The 19,335-nt window shown below is 44.3% G+C and carries 15 protein-coding genes and 2 tRNA genes; 13 read left to right on the forward strand and 4 right to left on the reverse strand.

Annotated elements, in window-relative coordinates:
- Positions 1-38: 38 nt before the first annotated feature.
- The 4 genes from KYS23_RS02400 (at position 39) to betI (ending at position 5,615) form a co-directional block, all read left to right on the forward strand.
- A complete protein-coding gene (locus KYS23_RS02400; RefSeq protein WP_159529410.1) occupies positions 39-686 on the forward strand; it encodes a carbonic anhydrase in 648 nt (215 codons plus the stop codon).
- Between the two features lie 35 nt (positions 687-721).
- Complete coding sequence (locus KYS23_RS02405) at positions 722-2,359, forward strand: SulP family inorganic anion transporter (RefSeq protein ID WP_159529412.1); 1,638 nt, start codon at positions 722-724, stop codon at positions 2,357-2,359.
- A 185-nt stretch (positions 2,360-2,544) separates the two neighbouring features.
- Positions 2,545-4,959 carry a TonB-dependent receptor domain-containing protein gene (locus KYS23_RS02410; protein WP_218395498.1) on the forward strand — a complete coding sequence of 805 codons (2,415 nt, stop codon included), beginning with the start codon at positions 2,545-2,547 and terminating at the stop codon, positions 4,957-4,959.
- Between the two features lie 74 nt (positions 4,960-5,033).
- Positions 5,034-5,615, forward strand: a complete 582-nt coding sequence (gene betI, locus KYS23_RS02415) for a transcriptional regulator BetI (RefSeq protein ID WP_232370582.1) — start codon at positions 5,034-5,036, stop codon at positions 5,613-5,615.
- A 164-nt stretch (positions 5,616-5,779) separates the two neighbouring features.
- Here betI and KYS23_RS02420 read toward each other — a convergent pair whose 3' ends face one another.
- Both KYS23_RS02420 and KYS23_RS02425 read right to left on the reverse strand, forming a co-directional pair.
- The gene (locus tag KYS23_RS02420; RefSeq protein ID WP_159529416.1) at positions 5,780-7,858 is read right to left on the reverse strand and encodes a M13 family metallopeptidase; all 2,079 of its coding nucleotides are present in this window, start codon (positions 7,856-7,858) and stop codon (positions 5,780-5,782) included.
- Positions 7,855-9,129, reverse strand: a complete 1,275-nt coding sequence (locus tag KYS23_RS02425; protein WP_218395495.1) for a GNAT family N-acetyltransferase — start codon at positions 9,127-9,129, stop codon at positions 7,855-7,857. Before KYS23_RS02425 ends, KYS23_RS02420 begins: the two co-directional genes overlap by 4 nt.
- Before the next feature lie 104 nt (positions 9,130-9,233).
- Between KYS23_RS02425 and KYS23_RS02430 the strand changes: the two genes are divergently transcribed.
- From KYS23_RS02430 to KYS23_RS02470, 9 genes are all read left to right on the forward strand, one after another.
- Positions 9,234-9,683 (forward strand): regulatory protein RecX, encoded by a 450-nt coding sequence (locus tag KYS23_RS02430; protein ID WP_159529420.1) that lies wholly within the window; start codon positions 9,234-9,236, stop codon positions 9,681-9,683.
- Between the two features lie 231 nt (positions 9,684-9,914).
- A complete protein-coding gene (gene alaS / locus KYS23_RS02435) occupies positions 9,915-12,512 on the forward strand; it encodes an alanine--tRNA ligase (protein ID WP_218417990.1) in 2,598 nt (865 codons plus the stop codon).
- A 133-nt stretch (positions 12,513-12,645) separates the two neighbouring features.
- Positions 12,646-12,837, forward strand: a complete 192-nt coding sequence (csrA, locus tag KYS23_RS02440) for a carbon storage regulator CsrA (protein ID WP_013785064.1) — start codon at positions 12,646-12,648, stop codon at positions 12,835-12,837.
- Positions 12,838-13,119: 282 nt separating this feature from the next.
- Positions 13,120-13,210 (forward strand) — tRNA-Ser (locus tag KYS23_RS02445).
- Between the two features lie 41 nt (positions 13,211-13,251).
- Positions 13,252-13,328: transfer RNA gene (locus KYS23_RS02450), tRNA-Arg, on the forward strand.
- Positions 13,329-13,519: 191 nt separating this feature from the next.
- Entirely contained in the window at positions 13,520-13,996 is a 477-nt protein-coding gene (locus KYS23_RS02455; protein WP_159529424.1) for an acyl-CoA thioesterase, read from the forward strand.
- Positions 13,997-14,158: 162 nt separating this feature from the next.
- Positions 14,159-14,419 carry an OadG family protein gene (locus tag KYS23_RS02460; protein ID WP_159529426.1) on the forward strand — a complete coding sequence of 87 codons (261 nt, stop codon included), beginning with the start codon at positions 14,159-14,161 and terminating at the stop codon, positions 14,417-14,419.
- Positions 14,420-14,444: 25 nt separating this feature from the next.
- The gene (gene oadA / locus KYS23_RS02465; protein WP_218417991.1) at positions 14,445-16,241 is read left to right on the forward strand and encodes a sodium-extruding oxaloacetate decarboxylase subunit alpha; all 1,797 of its coding nucleotides are present in this window, start codon (positions 14,445-14,447) and stop codon (positions 16,239-16,241) included.
- A gap of 3 nt (positions 16,242-16,244) precedes the next feature.
- The gene (locus tag KYS23_RS02470) at positions 16,245-17,375 is read left to right on the forward strand and encodes a sodium ion-translocating decarboxylase subunit beta (protein ID WP_013785060.1); all 1,131 of its coding nucleotides are present in this window, start codon (positions 16,245-16,247) and stop codon (positions 17,373-17,375) included.
- A 160-nt stretch (positions 17,376-17,535) separates the two neighbouring features.
- Here KYS23_RS02470 and KYS23_RS02475 read toward each other — a convergent pair whose 3' ends face one another.
- Positions 17,536-18,342, reverse strand: a complete 807-nt coding sequence (locus KYS23_RS02475; protein ID WP_159529430.1) for an ATP-binding cassette domain-containing protein — start codon at positions 18,340-18,342, stop codon at positions 17,536-17,538.
- Entirely contained in the window at positions 18,339-19,334 is a 996-nt protein-coding gene (locus KYS23_RS02480; protein WP_218395491.1) for a peptide ABC transporter ATP-binding protein, read from the reverse strand. The genes KYS23_RS02475 and KYS23_RS02480 overlap by 4 nt, the downstream gene beginning before the upstream one ends.
- Position 19,335: the final 1 nt, after the last annotated feature.

The following is a 19,335-nucleotide window of genomic DNA, read 5'->3' on the forward strand; positions in this document are numbered from 1 at the left end:
GCAGACAGTAAAAAAATAATTATTCAATGGAGATATTTATGGATCACGTTATTTCAGGTGTAGCTAAATTCCAGAAAGAAGTTTATCCAGGAAAAAAAGCAGCTTTCCAAAAACTGGCGAACGGTCAGAACCCAGAAGTGCTTTTTATCACGTGTTCAGACTCTCGTATAGATCCAAACTTGGTAACGCAAACCGAGCCGGGTGAATTGTTTATCTGTCGTAACGCGGGCAACATCGTGCCGCCGCATAGCAACCAAACGGGCGGTATGACTGCCTCAATCGAATTTGCTGTTGCAGCACTAGGCGTTACGCATATCGTTGTTTGTGGACACACAGACTGTGGTGCAATGAAAGGCGCATTAAAGCCAGAAGGGCTTTCTTCATTGCCGCACGTTAAAGAATGGCTGGGCCATTGTCGCGCTGCGACTGAAGTTGTTAAAGAGCGTAGTGGTTGTTCTGAACTAACCCACGATCACCTAGAAGATGTAACGAAAGAAAACGTGGTACAGCAAATTCAGCATTTACGTACACACCCTGCTGTTGCCGCAAAAATTGCGAACAAACAAGTTACGCTTCATGGTTGGGTTTATAATATAGGTAGTGGCGAAGTGTTGTGCTACAACAGCGAGTCTGGTGAGTTTGAGGTAATGGATCAATCTCACGCAGAAGCGCAGCTTAAGCGATAAGCACTTTTGCGCGATAAGAATTTAGGAAACATTTCATGTTTAAGTTAAATGTAAGTAATTTACGTGGTGACATCACCGGTGGTTTAACCGCCGGTATTGTTGCTTTGCCGCTAGCCTTAGCGCTAGGGGTAGCCTCAGGACTTGGTCCGATGGCCGGCCTTTATGGCGCTATTGCGGTGGGTTTCTTCGCCGCGTTGTTTGGTGGCACACCCTCACAAATCTCTGGGCCTACAGGGCCTATGGTTGTTGTATTAGCAGGTTTGTTTGCCAGCCTCTCAGGCGATGCAAGCTTGATCTTTACCGCAGTTATACTCGCCGGTATTTTTCAAATTATCTTCGGCTTCTTAAAAGTTGGGGAATATATCCGCCTAGTTCCATACCCTGTTATTTCAGGCTTTATGTCGGGTATTGGTGCCATTATTATCATTCTACAATTAGGCCGCCTGTTGGGGCATGAGCCTCCAGGTGGCACTATTGGCGCATTAAGCTATCTACCCACAGCACTTGCAGATATTAATTTTGCAACGCTAGGCTTAGGTATTGGTACATTAATCATTGCCTACAAATGGCCTGCGTCACTAGGTAAATATGTGCCGGGTGCGCTAGCAGCACTTATCATTGGTACTCTTGCAAGCTTGGCGTTATCTGTACCTATCTTAGGTCAAATTCCTACGGGCTTACCAAGCATCCAAATGCCAGTATTCGAGCAAGGTACAGCATTATTAATTTTAGAAGCTGCGTTTATTCTTGCAGTACTTGGCGCTATCGATAGTTTGTTGACGTCATTGGTAGCAGACAACATGACCCGTACCCGTCACGATAGTAATAGAGAGTTAATCGGTCAGGGTATTGGTAACACTGTAGCGGGTTTCATTGGTGGTATTGCGGGAGCAGGTGCAACCATGCGAACGGTTGTGAATATTCGTAGCGGTGGTAAAGACCGTATTTCGGGTATGGTTCACGCATTGGTATTACTTGCGATAGTCTTGGGTCTTAGCCCGCTCGCGGCGCAAATTCCTCATGCTGTACTCGCTGGTATTTTGGTTAAAGTGGGTTTAGACATCATTGATTGGAGCTACTTGAAACGTGCTCACAAGGGGCCTCGTTGGGACTTCGGTCTGATGATTTTGGTACTTGCACTAACTGTGTTTGTCGACCTTATCACTGCTGTGGGTGTGGGTGTGGTATTTGCGGCTTTAGCTTACGTACGTCAAATTGCTCAGTTGCAACTTGAAGAGCTTCGCAAAATTCCAGAGTCACTTAACGATCCAGAAGAGAATGCGTTACTTGAGTCGCTTAAGGGCAAGGTCTCTATATTCAGCTTCGGTGGTCCATTGAGTTTTGGTGCCGCTGCTGATGTAGGTCACCATGTACGAGACAACGTAAAAGCGGGCTCAAAGGTGATGATCTTAGATTTCAGTCGTGTGCCTACTGTGGATGTGTCTGCAGCAATGGCGGTAGAGACAGTGACCGTGGATGCCATGGCGGCAGGTAGACAATTAGTGATTTGCGGTGCTAATACCGCGGTGAACGAAGTGTTAGAAAGTATCTGTGTGAATCATCCAGGTATCGTTATTTACGACAATTTGCACGATGCATTGCTTTATGCGAAAAAAAAAGTGACGCAACCACCAAATCAAGAAGTTAATTTTAACGCGATATCACAATCTTAACTTACTGATAATTAAGTTATTTAATAAAGGTCCTTCTCATGAAGGGCCTTTTTTTTGCACTTTTTTCATCGCCTGTCACTTTTTATTAATTGAATGTTCAATTTAACTTAACGTAACTGTCACATCCGCTTTTTAATCTACTTGGGTGAAAAACACTCAAGTAGATTAAAAAGGGAACAATACACATGACGCGTTACCATCTTATTGCACTTAGTGTGCTGGCCGGTTTATCAGGCACATCGAATAGCCACGCCGAAGCTATAGCCGAAGATAAATCTAATGAAATAGAAGAAATTACAGTTGTTGGCCGAAGCGTGTCATACGCTAATAACGCCGCCTCTGAAGATATGCAAAAACAACAAGCTAATTTAAGCAGTGTGCTTGCTGTGGTAGATAACTTACCGGGTGTGTTAATTAACGAAGGGGACACATTTGGGGCCGATGATTGGTCCACTTCTATTGTTATTCGTGGCTTTCAAGTTAACCTAAACGAACAACAAATTGGCATGACAGTAGATGGTATTGCCAACGGAAATTCAAATTATGGCGGTGGCGCTAAAGCAAACCGCTATATCGATACCGAAAACTTACAAACCATCGAAGTATCGCAAGGTACGTCCGATATTGCTTCTCGCTCTCACGAAGCGCTGGGTGGCACCCTAAACTTCACTACTATCAATCCTAGTGAGGAAGAAGGCTTTGTTGCGAGTGTTACGGCGGGTGAATTTGATGCGTCAAAATACTATGTGCGTTATGACACTGGCGAGATCTTAAAAGATACGTATGCCTGGATTAGTCTTTCTACACAAGAAAGCAGTGATTTCATGGATCAGGTAGCTGAAAACACCCGTGACCATCTAGCGCTGAAAGTTACCTCTATGGTGGAAAACGTTGCGTTAACTGGTTACGTCTCGTATGACGATACCCATGAAGATAACTACCAGCGTATCTATAGCCTGGAACAATATGCGCAAAACCCTGACTGGGATCAGCTTACCAGCGAGTGGACGGGAATTCCTTACCAAGATCAATCTTATCGTCGAGGCTGGTCTACGCTACGGGAAAACCTATTGGCTTACTTAAAAGCTGAATTCTCTGTTGGCGCGGTCGATATTTCTACTAGTGCCTATTATCATGAGAACGAAGGGCGTGGTGATTGGGTACCGCCTTACCTTGTAGACGTAAAAGATGACGGCACTGAAGGTCATTCAGAGTTGGTCAATGGGAATACGGTTTACGGTGGGAGCGCACTTGGCAATATTTATTTTGTCGACCGCGATGGCATGCAGCTTTCTCCTATTGCTGGCTGCGCAAGCTCAATTACTTTTCCTTATGGTGGCGCGGGCGCACAGTACGATCCAAGCTGTCATGAACAAGGTGCAATTCCCGTTGGCTCATACCGACACACCCACTACAACAAAGAACGTATCGGTTTTAATGCAGATGGTATCTGGTACGCTAAGTTAGGTGAATTCGATAACACGCTTCGCTTTGGTTTATGGTGGGAAGATTATGAGCGTGATGAATACCGAGATTGGCATAAAATTACCGACTCAGTGATTGGTTACGATTTTAATAACTCGCCTTACTGGGTACAGTATGACCGCAGCTTCCCAGTTGATACTCTAATGTATTATGTAGAAGACGAAATTGATTTCGGGGTAGCGAAAGTACGTCTAGGCGCTAAGCGTTTCAACGTTGATATTGCTAAAAACGATAATTTCGACAGCGCTAACAACCTAGATGTTAATTCTGATTCTGACACGCTATTTTCTGCCGGTTTTGTTGCGCCTATCGCAGTAGATGGCTTGGAACTCTTCGCTGGTTACGGTGAAAACTTCGCTTCAATTAAAGATGCACAACTTGAACGCGACGACACGGATTTACGCTTCATTGAACCAGAAACCGCAGAGAACATTGATGTGGGTCTTCGTTATTCAAGTGCTAAATTCAATGCTAATATTACTTATTACACCATTGAGTTTAATAACCGCATTCAATTCACCAGCAATGAAACTGCTAGCGGCATCGACTTCTTAGAAGCCGCGGCAGGTGGATATAGAAATGTGGGTGGTATTGAGTCTAGCGGTTTTGAAATGTCTGCAGACTTTGCGATTACCGATAACCTTACTGTATTTACGTCACTAACATTAAGCGAGTCGGAATACATTGAAACCATTGGTGGCACGGGTACGCAGTATGACTCACTGGCTAGCGCACAAGCCGCTATTGCCGATACTACTAACGCTGAGTCTTCACTGGTAGCCGTAAAAGGAAATACGGTTATTGGTACGCCAGATACCATGGCAGTTATTAGCCTAGACTGGAGTAAAAACAATTATTTCGCAGGTATATCGACAAAGTATGTCGACTCTCGTTTCATCGATATTTACAATACGGCTGAAGTAGATGACTATTTAGTTAGCGACCTTTATATTGGTGGTTACATTAGCAATATAGGTCAAGGAATGGAAGAACTTGAAGTTCGCTTAACCGTAAACAACGTGCTAGATGAAGATTATGCGTCTACCATTGCCCCTAATGCATTTTGGATAGGTGCGCCACGCGCGGTTGCCATTAATGCGCGTTTAACGTTTTAAGTCACTGTAAGACGAGCTGCTGTAACGCACATTTCGAGTGCGTTACAGCGGTTCATACGGTATGGAGTAGTTACATGCCTAAAGTAGGAATGGAGCCCATTCGAAAGAAACAGCTAATTGATGCCACCTTGGTGGTCATAGCTGAGTACGGGTTTCACAGCGCCACAATTAGTTTAATTAGCAAACAAGCGGGTCTTTCAAGCGGTATTATTAGCCATTACTTCGGTGGTAAGCAGGGGTTAATTGAAGCCGCTATGCGATACCTGCTTGAAAAGCTTAAACTCCAAGGGAGTTTTAGTAGTCATTTAGAGCGTATTGACACCATTATAGAAAGCAACTTTTCGGTTGAGCAGCAAGAGTCATCGGCAACGAATACATGGCTAAACTTTTGGGCTTTGTCGTTACATAATGAGGGCTTACATAGACTTCAGCGCATTAACCACAAACGATTAGAAAGCAACCTAACTTATAGTTTTACAAAGCTTATTCCTAGGGAGCATGCGAAAGAGGCAGCATTGTCTACCGCAGCCATGATTGATGGTTTTTGGTTACGTAATGCCCTTGAAGGTGAAGAGCAAAATACTAAGGAAAATGTGACTAAGGCAAGCAATGCAGTTAAGCGTTATGTACGATTGGTGCTATCTCAATATCAATAAACCGGTGTCTTATTACCAGTAAAATCGGTATGTAAGTCGCCGGGAAGGTGACGTTAAAAGCGAAGGTGACGTTAAAAGCCTTTAGTCATAAAAGCTGCAATTAAAAATTACTGTCATCAACGAAGCCCACACGGACCAAACGTCCGCATGGGTATCAATTTACGTTACCAAATACGAACACGCTCTTCTGGCGGAAGATACAAGTCATCGCCAGGTTGCACGTTAAAAGCTTCATACCAGGCGTCGTGGTTGCGTGGGGCTTGTGCACGGTAACGACCCGGAGCATGCGTTCCACCACGTAGCTGGTTTAACATGCTTTCCTCTGTACGCTTTTCACGCCACACTTGTGCCCATGCAAGGAAGAAACGCTGATCGCCAGTTAGGCCATCAATAACCGGCGCTTCCTCACCATTTAAGCTTAGTTTGTAAGCATGATAAGCCATCGATAAACCACCTACATCACCAATATTTTCTCCTAAGCTATTACGGCCATTAACGAAGTTACCTTCAATCGGCTCATATTGGTTGTATTGCTCGGCTAACATGTCGGCTTTTTTCTCAAATGCCGCGCGGTCTTCGTCAGTCCACCAGTTACGCTGAATACCATTAGCATCAGACTTAGAGCCCTGATCGTCAAAACCATGGCCCATTTCATGGCCAATAACCGCACCAATTGCGCCATAGTTCACTGCGGCATCAGCGTTAGGATCGAAAAACGGCGGCTGAAGAATAGCGGCAGGGAAAACAATTTCGTTAAACGAACTATTGTAATACGCGTTAACCCGTTGCGGGGTCATGCCCCAACGCTCACGGTCGGTTTTTTCTAGCTCTTTCGCAATGCCTTCAGCTTTGAAAAATTCTCTAAGGTTGCGCACGTTTCCTACCAAGTCATCGCTGTTAATGGTTAGGCCGTCGAAAGATTGCCATTTGTCGGGGTAGCCAATTTTAGGGCGAAACGCCATAAGCTTTTCTTTCGCGTTAACCTTGGTATCTTCACCCATCCAATCAAGGTTATCGATACGCTCATTTAGTGCAGTGCGTAAATTTTCAACCAGCTCTGCCATTTGTGCTTTCGAACTTTCTGGGAAGTACTCAGTAACGTATATCTTACCAATAGCAAACCCTAAAGATTCAGTACCAGCCATTTGGCTGACAGCTCGTTTCCAGCGAGGGCGAGGCTCTTGCTGACCACTTAACGTAGTGCCATAGAAATCAAAGTTGGCTAAATAAATATCTTCCGATAGTAAGCCTGCGTTGTTTTTAATGGTGTGGTAAGTCAGGTAAGCCTTCCAGTCATCAAGGCTGGTCTCATTGATAATATCAATGACATCTTTGATAGGCTCAGGTTGGGTGATATTAAGTTCAGGGGCTTGAAAGCCGGTTTGTGCTAGAAAAGTGTCCCAATCAAATTGAGGATAAGCATCGGTAAGTTTACTGCGTTCAATTTGATTCAATGTAAGGTCGCGGTCGCGGCGTTTTTCACGCGGCCACTGGATGTTTGCTATTTCGGTTTCAAGTTGAAGAATAGTGGCTGCTTCCTCTGCGGTATTTTCAACGCCTGCAAAGTTTAACATCTGTTCAATGTGCGCAAGGTAAGCTTCACGAATTTTTACGAACCTTTCGTGATCGCTAATGTAGTAATCGCGATCGGGTAAGCTAAGGCCACCAACACCAACGCTAAGCTGGTACTCATTAGGATCTAAACGGTTGTACCACATGCCAGTATCAATAGGGGAGCTAGCACCGGTGAGCCAGCTTTTACCAAATACTTCGGTCAAATCTTTAGTTGAAGCAATAGCATCAATAGAGGACAACACATCAGAAATAGGTGTAAGGCCTTTTTCATTAAGGGTTTCTACATCCATATAGGCGACGAAGAAATCATGAACAAGCTGCTCATCAGCGTTCAAGTTTTCTTTTTCCATTAACCCGTCAATAATATTTTTAACCTGCTCTTCACTGCGCTCGGCCAGGGCAGTAAAAGCACCAAATCGGGTTTTATCTGCAGGAAGCTCGTAATTGTCGTACCAGGTACCGCCAGCGTACATGAAGAAATCATCGCCAGGTTTAACCGCTTCGTTTCGGGCAGATAAATCTACGCCAAATGAACCGAGTTCAGCCTGACCCATTTCTTCTTCCATCGCCATCTTGTCAGCTGCTTGTTGTTTATTTTGTTCTGGCTGACCACAGCCTGCTAAACCCAGCGATGCTGCTATGGCTAGCGCGAGTAGTTTTTGTTTCATATCGTTTTCTCATTATGATTATTCACCGCTAATAAAGGATTAGGGGTGTTTGTCGTTTTAAGGGTAGGTGTTATATCGTTATTAAAAGGTAAAACATCTTGGGCCTGATTGAAATAAGCCACAATATGTTCTGATTCTTGTTGTAAAAATGATGCTACAGCATCATGAAAGGGGGCCGAAAATAGTTCATGTTGCGATTGGCAGTAGATAGGTTCAAACCCGCGAAGGATTTTATGCTCGCCTTGAGTGCCGGGGTTAAAAAGTGGAAGCTTTTTTTCAATGGCAAAAGCAATACCTTCAAAATAACAGCACGCAAAATGTAAGCCGCTGACTTCCTCTAACGCGCCCCAATACCTGCCATATAAGCCAGTATCATCAAAAAAGAACAAAGCGCTGGCTATAGGAGAGTCATGTTTGTATGCAGTGACAATAAGCATATTCTTGGCCATGGTGTTACGTAACTGCCGAAAAAACGTCTCGTTTAAGTAGCCTGTATGCCCGCTGCGCTTTAAATACGTTGCTTGATAACACTGCAAGAAAAAATCGAGGACCTCATCGGTTATTTCACTGCCGGTTAAATGGCGGTAGTGAATGCCTTGTTCAACAAGCTTTCGCTGTGTTTTTTTCATGTCTCGGCGCTTGCGTGATGTTAGCGCATTCAAAAAACTGTCGAAATTGGTATATTGATAATTGTGCCATTGAAATTGAACGGCGTAGCGGGTGAGCAAGCCTGAATGATTGGCGAGTAACGCTTGAGTGCGGCTATTAGTAAATAGCCAATGACAGGAAGAGACGGCTTCTTCGCCCATGGACTGCACGGTTTGAGAAATAAGGGCTAAAAGCGCGTCACTAAAGGGCGCCTTTTCATGCGTTAGTATTCGCGAACCAGAGACCGGCGTGAAAGGAATAGCGGCAACCCATTTCGGGTAATAAGGAATACCATGTTGATGATATGCATTTGCCCATGAATGGTCGAATACATATTCGCCGTAACTGTGCGTTTTTAAATAGCCGGGTATAATGGCTATTACCGTGCTTTCAACTGACGCGGAGAGTGTCTCTTCGTTAATCGAGGCTTGGTCATTAATAGGCACTTGCTCAATTAAAAGGTGCTGCGGTATCCAGCCTGACGCTTCATCGCAGCACGCGCTTTGTTCTAGCGCATTTAAAAAGTCGTAACGTAAAAATGGGCCTTCGCCTTCGGCAAGCGCATCCCATGTAGCTTGGGGAACATCCGACACCGCACTGACAACTTTTACCTTATATTCCATGCTTACGTTTACTTTATTCACTTTCGTTCAACGACGCTAAAGATTACCATTAATAGTAATATAACGAGATTGAAAAGTATTTTAAGAAGGTTTCGATTAATAAAATGTCAGAATTTGACAGGAAATTCATTACCGACGCGATTACCCGCATGCTTGCACGACGAGAGCATAGCTTTTCAGAGGTTTGCCGCAAGCTTTCACAAAAAGGCATCGAAAGTGATGCTTTTATGCCTGTACTGGAAGCCTTTAGGGAGGCAGATATTCAAAGTGACGAGCGGTTTGCCGAAAGTCGTGCCCGCGCTCTGTATATGAAGGGCTCTGGGCCAAGAAAAATTAAACTCGATTTGCAGCAATACGGGGTAGATGAACTTGCCGCTGAACGCGCCCTTGATGAAATAGAACCTGACTGGTTTGAAAAAGCAAAATGGGTTAAAGATAAAAAATTTGGCCACTTCAAAGAAACCGATTTTAAGCTACTGATGAAGCAAAAGCAGTTTCTCCAATATCGAGGTTTTTATAGCGAACACATCGAATTTGCCGTCAAGGGTGAATAAAAATCGCATAAAATTCATTTATGCCCTTTATAACGGGTATAAAAGGGCTTATTTATACTGCTAGAGCAGGCTATGGGCTTAACAAAAAAGCGCTAACCATGGTATTGTTGCGCACATCCGTGCGAGGGTATGAAATGCACCTTAAACTAGGCAATTGATAGAACGATTAATCTGCCAGTGGCATCAATCCCGCACATTTTCATTCAATGTATTAAGGAAGTTAGGTTTTCAATGACATTATCAACTGCTGACTTACGCCAAAAGTTTAAAGATTATTTCAAGAGTCATGGTCACCAGCCCGTGGCTAGCTCGTCTCTCGTGCCAGCAGATGATCCAACCCTTCTTTTTACTAATGCGGGAATGAACCAGTTTAAAGATACGTTTTTAGGTGCGGAAAAACGCAGTTATACCCGTGCGGTTTCTTCTCAGCGCTGTGTTCGTGCTGGTGGTAAGCATAATGATTTAGAAAACGTTGGTTATACCGCCCGTCACCATACTTTCTTTGAAATGCTAGGTAACTTCAGTTTTGGTGATTATTTCAAAAAAGAAGCCATTGAGTTTGCATGGAATTTCTTAACAAAAGAAATCGGCCTTCCCAAAGAAAAGCTTCTGGTTACCGTTTATTCAGAAGACGAAGAGGCCTTTGATATTTGGGAAAACCACATTGGTGTTCCCAAAGAAAAGATAATCCGTATCAGTACATCAGATAACTTCTGGTCTATGGGTGACACGGGGCCATGCGGTCCGTGTTCAGAAATATTTTACGACCATGGGGCGCATATTTGGGGCGGGCCTCCAGGAACACCAGAAGAAGATGGCGATCGTTTCATCGAAATCTGGAACCTGGTATTCATGCAATACAACAAGCAAGCTGATGGCACGATGGAACCATTGCCTAAGCCGTCTATCGATACCGGTATGGGGCTTGAGCGTATTTCAGCTATTTTGCAAAACGTGCATAGCAACTACGAAATCGACTTATTCCAAAACCTAATTCAAGCTGCGGCTACAATTGTTGGCAGCGAAGATTTAGAGAATAAATCTTTACGGGTTATCGCTGATCACATCCGTTCTTGTAGCTTCCTAATTTGTGATGGCGTAATGCCTTCTAATGAAGGCCGAGGCTATGTGCTTCGCCGCATCATTCGCCGTGCAGTACGTCATGGTTACCAGTTAGGTGCCAGCGATATTTTCTTCTACAAACTAGCATCGGCACTAAGCAAAGAAATGGGTGAAGCTTACCCAGAGCTTGTAGACCAATTACCGGTAGTTGAAAAAGTATTACGAGTAGAGGAAGAGCAGTTTAGTAAAACCTTAGCCCGTGGTATGGCAATGCTAAACGATACGCTAGAAACCCTTGAAGGTGATACTATTCCAGGTGACGTGGTGTTTAAGCTTTATGATACTTACGGTTTCCCCACAGATTTAACTAACGATGTTGCCCGTGAGCACGATTTAAAAATTGATGTGGATGGTTTTGAAAGTGCAATGCAGGCGCAGCGCGCCCGTGCGCAACAAGCCAGTAACTTTGGTGCCGATTATAACAATGCGCTTACTGTAGACCATGCGACATCATTCACGGGTTACAGTGATGTTGAAGGCGAAGCAAATATTGTAGAGCTTATTGCCGATAATGCGTTTTGTGAGCGTTTAGAAGACGGTCAGGAAGGGGTCGTAGTATTAGACCAAACGCCTTTCTACGCTGAAAGTGGTGGACAGTCTGGTGATAAGGGTGTGCTTCGGGTAGCAAATGGCGAGTTTGTTGTTACCGATACCCAAAAAATGGGTAATGCTTTTGCGCATAAAGGGAAAGTGAAGGGCACCATTACAAAAGGTGAGCGAGTTACTTCTGCGATTGATAATTCAAACCGTGATGCTGTGAAGAAGAATCACAGTGCTACACACTTACTTCACGCAGCACTTCGCGAGACGTTAGGTGACCATGTCACGCAAAAAGGTTCATTAGTAGAAGCGCAGCGTATGCGTTTCGACTTCTCTCACTTTGAAGCGGTAACACCCGCTCAGCTTATTCAGGTTGAGCGCAGAGTTAACGAAGAAATTCGTGCAAACCATGCGTTGAAAACCCAACTAATGGATTTAGATGAAGCCAAAGCATCAGGCGCAATGGCATTATTCGGTGAAAAGTACGACGAGAAAGTACGTGTAGTCACTATGGGGCCTTTCTCTGTAGAACTATGTGGTGGAACGCATGTTAACCGTACTGGCGATATTGGTTTATTCAAAATCACCAGCGAAGCGGGTATAGCATCAGGTGTACGCCGTATAGAAGCAATTACCGGTGAGCAAGCGCTACACTATGTTCAAGACCAGCAAGCAACGCTGATAGCGCTGTCTGGTTTGTTAAAAGCCGATACGCAAAACCTGGTTGAACGTGTTGCTGCGGTGCAGGCTCATACTAAAGAATTAGAGAAATCTCTCACTTCTGCGACACAAAAACTGGCGAGTCAGCAAGGTGCTGATATGCTTAGTAACGCTATTGAAATAAATGGTGTAAAAGTACTTATTGCTAAGTTGGAAGGTGTTGAAGCAAAATCACTGCGTTCAATGATGGATGATATTAAAAACCGAATTGGCGAAGGCATCGTAGTATTAGGTGTGGCAAGTGAAGATAAGGTCAATCTTATCACTGGGGTGACGAAAAACCTTACCGGTAAAGTGAAAGCAGGCGAGCTGGTTAACTTTATTGCCGCACAGGTTGGCGGAAAAGGGGGAGGTCGCCCTGATATGGCTCAAGCGGGTGGCGATAAGCCAGAGCATCTAAGCACTGCGTTAGAATCAGTTAACGCTTGGTTAGAAGATAAGCTATAATCAAATCTGAAACTTGCAGTGAGTTTTTGAAGTGACACAGAAACATGGAATCACTGTTGCTACCGTCGGGTCGTGCCGATGAGTGGCGGAGTAATTAAGGATATGTTCAGTATTAAGGAACAGGAGCAAGCGAATGCTTATTTTGACTCGTCGAGTTGGTGAAACACTTATGGTTGGTGATGATGTAACTGTCACTGTACTAGGTGTTAAAGGGAATCAGGTCCGAATTGGTGTGAATGCACCAAAAGAAGTTTCTGTGCACCGTGAAGAGATTTACATGAGAATTCAAGCTGAGAAGGGTGGACAACCTGGAACGGCTGAGTAATCAATCTCTGCACAAAAATCGGTCAGCTTATGCTGGCCTTTTTTGTTTCTGGGCCTTTTTTAAAATTAATTTCAATAAAAGTAGTTTTTTTTCGAAATTTACTAAAAAGGTTCATTTCGCATTAGTGCGTGCAATCTAAAATTAACCCGCTAGAATTTGATTATAACCTAACCAAAACACAGGTTTTTTGTACGAATCGTACAAAATGACAGCGAGTAAACATTTTTATCTAAAAAAGGTTTGACTCCGGCCAGTGAATCCGTAAAATGCGGCACCACTTAAGGAGAGGTGGGTGAGTGGCTGAAACCAGTTCCCTGCTAAGGAACCATACCTAATACTGGTATCGAGGGTTCGAATCCCTCCCTCTCCGCCATTGTTCGTTGATGGTGTGACGGTCAACAAAAGTTTTATTGCGCGTGTGTAGCTCAGCTGGATAGAGTACCTGGCTACGAACCAGGCGGTCGGAGGTTCGAATCCTTCCACACGCGCCATATAAGAAAACCCACCATCTGGTGGGTTTTTTTATTTCTGCTGATTAACTTTCTATTCTTTTACAAATCTGCACAATTCGCTTCAACCTAACTATACACTTTAGTCTCCTATCGCTGCCTTGCACTAACTCCTGTTCGAATTATGAACTAACATTTGAAAACAGCAGTTTCTCTATGAAGGTGTAGTACTAATGTCACTTGCAACAATAACATTTCAATTTTTAGCGGAACCTACCGACGTGAACTTTGGTGGTAATGTTCATGGTGGTGTGGTGATGAAGTGGATAGATCAGGCGGCCTATGCCTGTGCGGCGCAGTGGTCGAAGGAATATTGCGTTACTGTATCAGCCAACGGTATTCGTTTTATTAAACCAATTAAAGTGGGGCAACTGGTAAAGTTAACCGCCTCTATTGTGCACACAGGTACCTCTAGTATGCATATCTATGTTTCTGTTAGTTCTGGTGAAGCAACAGAAAGTAAGATGACAGTCGCCAATCGCTGCTTCATCTCCTTCATGGCGATTGATAAGGAAGGTCGTCCGGTTCATGTACCTTCTTATACTCCTCAAGATGAGAACGACTTCCAATTAGAGCTCGTTGCCATGCATGCTAAAAATTTCGCTAAACAACTTGATATGGATTTCACGGAAACCACAGGAGTTCATTAGGTATGTTTTGTGAAAATATATCCATTGGCGTAGCATAAATAGTTAGTTTATTGGTATTTAATAGCATAAAGTGTGATTTTATATGCATTTCACTTGCTTTTGGGTTGTGTTTTACAACTTCACATGATACTTATTCACAACGAAATTTTTGAAGAGTTCACCATGGAAACAGAATCAGTTACCAGTTTGCTGTTTGAAGCCGGCTCACTGATGCTTATAGGAATGGTATTTGTTTTTTCATTCTTAGCATTGCTAATCGTCGGAATTCACCTAATTGCAAAGTTTTGTGAAGCATTCCCTGGCGAAGCTGCACCGCAGTATGCTGCACCTCGAAGAAAAGCGGTTCAAGCTGGTATCGATGGTAAGGTTGTTGCTGCTATTACCGCTGCTGTTCATACTCATCGTCAAGCCAATAAAAATTAATTAAACAAATCATTCAGGAGTTACCATGTCTAAGCCACTGGCCTTAACCGAGCTAGTCTTGCGTGATGCCCATCAATCGCTACTTGCTACGCGTATGCGTATAGAAGATATGCTGCCTATTGCCGAAAAACTGGATAAAGCCGGTTTTTGGTCTGTTGAATCTTGGGGCGGGGCGACATTTGATTCCTGTATTCGCTATTTAGGGGAAGATCCTTGGGATCGCATTCGCAAGCTTAAAGCGGCAATGCCAAACACGAAGCAACAAATGTTGTTGCGTGGTCAAAACTTATTAGGCTATCGCCATTATGCTGATGATGTAGTGATGCGCTTTGTCGAGCGAGCACATGAAAATGGCGTTGATGTATTTCGTATCTTCGACGCTATGAACGACATGCGTAATCTGAAAACTGCGATTAAAGCCACCGTCGACAGCGGTGCTCATGCGCAAGGCACAATCTCCTACACCGTGAGCCCAGTGCACAACCTTCAGCTTTGGCTAGATATGGCTAAGCAACTTGAAGATATGGGTGTTCATTCTATTTGCGTAAAAGATATGGCGGGGCTGTTAAAGCCTTACGATTGTGAAGTCTTAATTACAGGGTTGAAAGAAACCGTCAGTGTGCCTATTGCTATGCAGTGCCATGCCACCACAGGGTTGAGCACGGCCACTTACCAAAAAGCCATTGATGCTGGCATCGACATGCTCGACACGGCCATTTCTTCAATGAGTATGACTTACGGTCATACCGCGACTGAAACTATGGTGTCTATTGTAGAGGGCACAGAACGAGATACGGGCATGTCATTACCCGATCTTGAAGAAATCGCCAGCTACTTCCGTGGCGTGCGCAAAAAATACAGTAAATTTGAAGGTAGCTTGAAAGGGGTTGATGCCCGTATCTTGCTAGCTCAAGTACCTGGCGGCATGTTAACCAACATGGAAAGCCAATTAAAAGAGCAAGGCGCTGAAGATAAGTTTGAAGAAGTGCTAAAAGAAATTCCTCGCGTACGCGAAGATTTAGGTTTTATTCCGTTGGTCACCCCAACGTCGCAAATTGTAGGTACGCAGTCTGTATTGAACGTACTTACCGGTGAACGTTATAAGAGCATCACCAAAGAAACGGCTGGTGTCCTTAAGGGCGAATATGGCGCTACGGCTGCGCCAGTGAACAAAGAGTTACAAGAGCGTGTGTTAGATGGTGGTCAGCCCATTACCTGTCGCCCGGCAGATAATATTGCGCCTGAACTAGAGAGCCTTGAAACCGAGCTTACTAAGTTAGCATCTGAGAAAAGCATTACGCTGTCAGATGCTAAGATTGACGATGTGCTTACCTATGCCTTGTTCCCACAAATAGGGCTGAAGTTCTTAGAGAATCGTGGCAATCCTGACGCATTTGAACCTGCACCTGGCTCAGAGGCCGATGTAGCAACAAGTGCGCCAGCGGCGGCGCCTGCTTCAGCGACGGGGGCACCGGCGGCTTACGATGTAAAAGTTGAAGGTAAGGTATACCATGTTGAAGTAGCTGCATCGGGGGAATTATCTAGCATAACGCCAAGTCAGCCATCTACAGCAGCACCTCAGCCGGCATCTGCTGGTAGTAGTGAAAGTGCCCAAAGCATTAACGCGCCGTTGGCTGGCAATGTGTTTAAAATACTTGTGCGAGCTGGCGATGTAGTGAACGAAGGTGATGTGGTTATTATTTTGGAAGCCATGAAAATGGAAACTGAAATTCGCTCTGCGGTTTCCGGTACCGTTAGTGAAGTACTTGTAGGTGAAGGCGATGCCGTAGCCAGTGCCCAACCACTTATTGCGCTGGGGTAATTCATGGATAAGTTGATGGTGCTGTGGGACAGCACTGCACTGGCGCATTTTGAGTCAGGCCAGTTGATAATGATGGCAGTAGGTTTTCTATTGCTGTTCTTAGCTATTGTGAAAAAGTTTGAACCGCTGTTGTTAATCCCTATTGGGTTTGGTGCCTTGTTAACCAATATCCCATTGGCAGGATTTTCAGAGGCGGGAGGACTGCTTCATTACATTTATGCTATCGGTATAGATACTGGGGTTTTCCCGCTGCTTATCTTTATGGGCGTGGGCGCGATGACGGACTTTAGTGCGTTAATTGCAAACCCTAGAATGTTGCTGTTAGGGGCTGCTGCGCAATTTGGTATCTTTGCAACCTTGTTCGGTGCTATTGCACTCAACATGATCCCTGGCTTTGAGTTTACCCTCAAAGATGCCAGTGCGATTGCTATCATTGGCGGTGCCGATGGTCCAACGGCTATCTTTTTGGCCTCTCGATTAGCGCCCGATTTATTAGGGGCTATTGCGGTCGCAGCTTATTCATATATGGCGCTGGTACCTATTATTCAGCCACCGATTATGAAAGCCTTAACCAGCAAGGAAGAACGCACCATAGAAATGGCGCAATTACGCCCTGTATCGCAACGTGAGAAGATTATCTTCCCACTGGCTACACTGTTCCTCACAATTTTGTTTTTGCCTTCAGCAACGCCTCTAGTGGGTATGTTTTGCTTTGGTAATTTACTGAAAGAGTGTGGTGTAGTAGATAGGCTAAGCAAAACAGCGCAAAATGAGCTAATTAATATTGTCACTATCTTCTTAGGGTTAGCGGTAGGTTCAAAGCTTTCTGCAGAGAAATTTTTAACCGTTGAAACCTTGGGTATTCTTGGTTTAGGTGCTGTAGCGTTTGCTATTGGTACGGCAACAGGCGTGTTAATGGCTAAGCTTATGAGCCGAATGAGTGGCGGTAAAATTAATCCACTCATTGGTGCCGCTGGCGTATCGGCGGTACCGATGGCAGCTAGGGTTGTGAATAAAGTTGGACTTGAAGCAAACCCTCATAATTTCTTATTGATGCATGCCATGGGGCCCAATGTGGCCGGGGTACTTGGTTCAGCTGTTGCTGCGGGTATCTTGCTGGCGCTAGTAGGTTAATGGGAAAGCCTTCTTACTATAATTGGCAACAGGGTGAGGTTAAATAAACTCGCTCTTATGGATAGCAAAATGCGGCCTAGGCCGCATTTTTTATTTAAAGCGCAATGTAAGGGGCGTTATAGAAATAATTCAAGCACCTTCAAAGCAACCTCATCTAACGCTAACTAATGGTATTGTTCGTAATTAACGACTGATAAGCCACAATGAGTTTTTTAGTAATGGCATGTTGGGGCCAACGAAAAATCGTTTCTGTTTTCCCTTCTTCTACAATATTGCCATTTTCCATCACAATGACCCGATCGGCGATATGTCGAACTATTCCCAAATTATGGCTAATAAAAATAAATGCCAACCCCATTTCTTGTTGTAGCTTCAAAATAAGGTTTACCGTTTGCGAGCGTATAGACGGATCTAGGGCCGCAAACGGTTCGTCGGCTATAAGGACTTTCGGCTTTAATATAATGGCGCGCGCGAGGGATACACGCTGTTGTTGGCCGTCAGACAGCATATGACGATAAAAATAATAATGTTCTCGTAGCAAGCCCACTTTTGTCAGCATTTCTTCAATAAGGGATTTACGTTCCACTTCCGTTAACTCTGTGTTTAAACGAAGAGGTTCGTCGAGCACTTTCCCCACGGGCACAGAAGGATTCATCGACTCACTACTGTGCTGCAATATCATACGAATGTCGTGGGTGCGTTTTTGTTGATTGTTGTGTTGGTTGTATTTCGCCAAATATTTGTGACTATTAAGTTCAATAACCCCTTCATCAGCAGGGATAGCCCCTACCAGTAATTTGGCTAACAGTGACTTACCTGCGCGGTTTTCACCAATAATCGCGATAGTTTCGCCACGCTGTACAGTCAGATCGATAGGCCCTAATTCAAATATCTCAGGCTTTTTTAGCCAACGTTTCTTATCGTTATGCCTAAACGTTAATCCATCTACCTGCATAATATCTGTCATAACTTCTCCATATGCAGCGGAAAGTGGCAGTTATAGGTATGGTCGTGAATATATCTTACTGCAGGTCTAGAAACACAAGCACGCTGTGCTCGGGGGCAGCGTGGGCCTAACCGGCACCCAATAGGTAAATGCTGCAATGTAGGAATAGACCCGCCCAGCGTAGGAAGTTGTGACTTAGGGGGTAAATCTTTCCTGAAGCTCGGCGCACTGTCTAACAACGCCTTGGTGTAAGGGTGAAGCGGGCGTTTCTTTATATGCTTCATTTTACCCGACTCTACCGTTTGCCCAGCGTAAAGCACCGTCATCGAATGTGACATACTGGCAATAGCCAGCAAATCATGACTCACAAACAAAATACTTAATGAACGGGTTTGGTTTAAACGAGTAAATAACTTAAGAATTTGCGTTTTAGTGGTTGGCTCCATCCCACGGGTGGGATCATCAGCAATTAACAGTTTCGGCTGAGATACCAAGGCCATGGCGATCATAAATTTTTGCCCAATATCACTGGGAATTTGGTGTGGATAGGCATTTAAATAATGCTTGTGCTGCTTTATGCCCACCTTGTGTACTGTGCTTATGGCTATGCGTTTTCTATGTTGCGCACGTTGCCAAAACCAGTAGCCTTCCACAAATTCATCGGGAATACTTTCTTCAAGCTGTTCACCTAAAGTGGCAGAGGGGTCTAAACTAGTTTGAGGATTTTGAAATACAACAGCAATATCTCGGCGCATCACTTCTCTGCGCTGATATTTAGACATACTTAATAGGTTTTCACCGTTCCAGCTCATGCGATCTGCGGTCATTCTCCACTGCGAGGGCAGGGCACCACAAATGGCAGACACTATTAAGCTTTTCCCCGAGCCAGACTCACCCACCAGAGCTCTAATTTCACCAGTATTAACGGTTAAATTTACCTTGTCGAGAGCCTTAATGGTGGTGTCACCATCCACCATTTCTAAGGTTAAATTTTTAATATCTAGCATGGGCATA

Origin of the sequence: Alteromonas lipotrueae (assembly GCF_019249255.1) — a bacterium.
GTDB classification, from domain to species: domain Bacteria; phylum Pseudomonadota; class Gammaproteobacteria; order Enterobacterales; family Alteromonadaceae; genus Alteromonas; species Alteromonas lipotrueae.

Excerpts from the sequence above, each read along its gene's own strand:
- KYS23_RS02430 (WP_159529420.1), top strand. The coding sequence starts at position 9,234 with ATGTCAGAATTTGACAGGAAATTCATTACCGACGCGATTACCCGCATG.
- alaS (WP_218417990.1), top strand. The coding sequence starts at position 9,915 with ATGACATTATCAACTGCTGACTTACGCCAAAAGTTTAAAGATTATTTC.
- oadA (WP_218417991.1), top strand. The coding sequence starts at position 14,445 with ATGTCTAAGCCACTGGCCTTAACCGAGCTAGTCTTGCGTGATGCCCAT.
- KYS23_RS02480 (WP_218395491.1), bottom strand. The coding sequence starts at position 19,334 with ATGCCCATGCTAGATATTAAAAATTTAACCTTAGAAATGGTGGATGGT.
- KYS23_RS02420 (WP_159529416.1), bottom strand. The coding sequence starts at position 7,858 with ATGAAACAAAAACTACTCGCGCTAGCCATAGCAGCATCGCTGGGTTTA.
- KYS23_RS02455 (WP_159529424.1), top strand. The coding sequence starts at position 13,520 with ATGTCACTTGCAACAATAACATTTCAATTTTTAGCGGAACCTACCGAC.
- KYS23_RS02400 (WP_159529410.1), top strand. The coding sequence starts at position 39 with ATGGATCACGTTATTTCAGGTGTAGCTAAATTCCAGAAAGAAGTTTAT.
- KYS23_RS02460 (WP_159529426.1), top strand. The coding sequence starts at position 14,159 with ATGGAAACAGAATCAGTTACCAGTTTGCTGTTTGAAGCCGGCTCACTG.
- KYS23_RS02405 (WP_159529412.1), top strand. The coding sequence starts at position 722 with ATGTTTAAGTTAAATGTAAGTAATTTACGTGGTGACATCACCGGTGGT.
- KYS23_RS02410 (WP_218395498.1), top strand. The coding sequence starts at position 2,545 with ATGACGCGTTACCATCTTATTGCACTTAGTGTGCTGGCCGGTTTATCA.
- KYS23_RS02470 (WP_013785060.1), top strand. The coding sequence starts at position 16,245 with ATGGATAAGTTGATGGTGCTGTGGGACAGCACTGCACTGGCGCATTTT.
- KYS23_RS02475 (WP_159529430.1), bottom strand. The coding sequence starts at position 18,342 with ATGACAGATATTATGCAGGTAGATGGATTAACGTTTAGGCATAACGAT.
- betI (WP_232370582.1), top strand. The coding sequence starts at position 5,034 with ATGCCTAAAGTAGGAATGGAGCCCATTCGAAAGAAACAGCTAATTGAT.
- KYS23_RS02425 (WP_218395495.1), bottom strand. The coding sequence starts at position 9,129 with ATGGAATATAAGGTAAAAGTTGTCAGTGCGGTGTCGGATGTTCCCCAA.
- csrA (WP_013785064.1), top strand. The coding sequence starts at position 12,646 with ATGCTTATTTTGACTCGTCGAGTTGGTGAAACACTTATGGTTGGTGAT.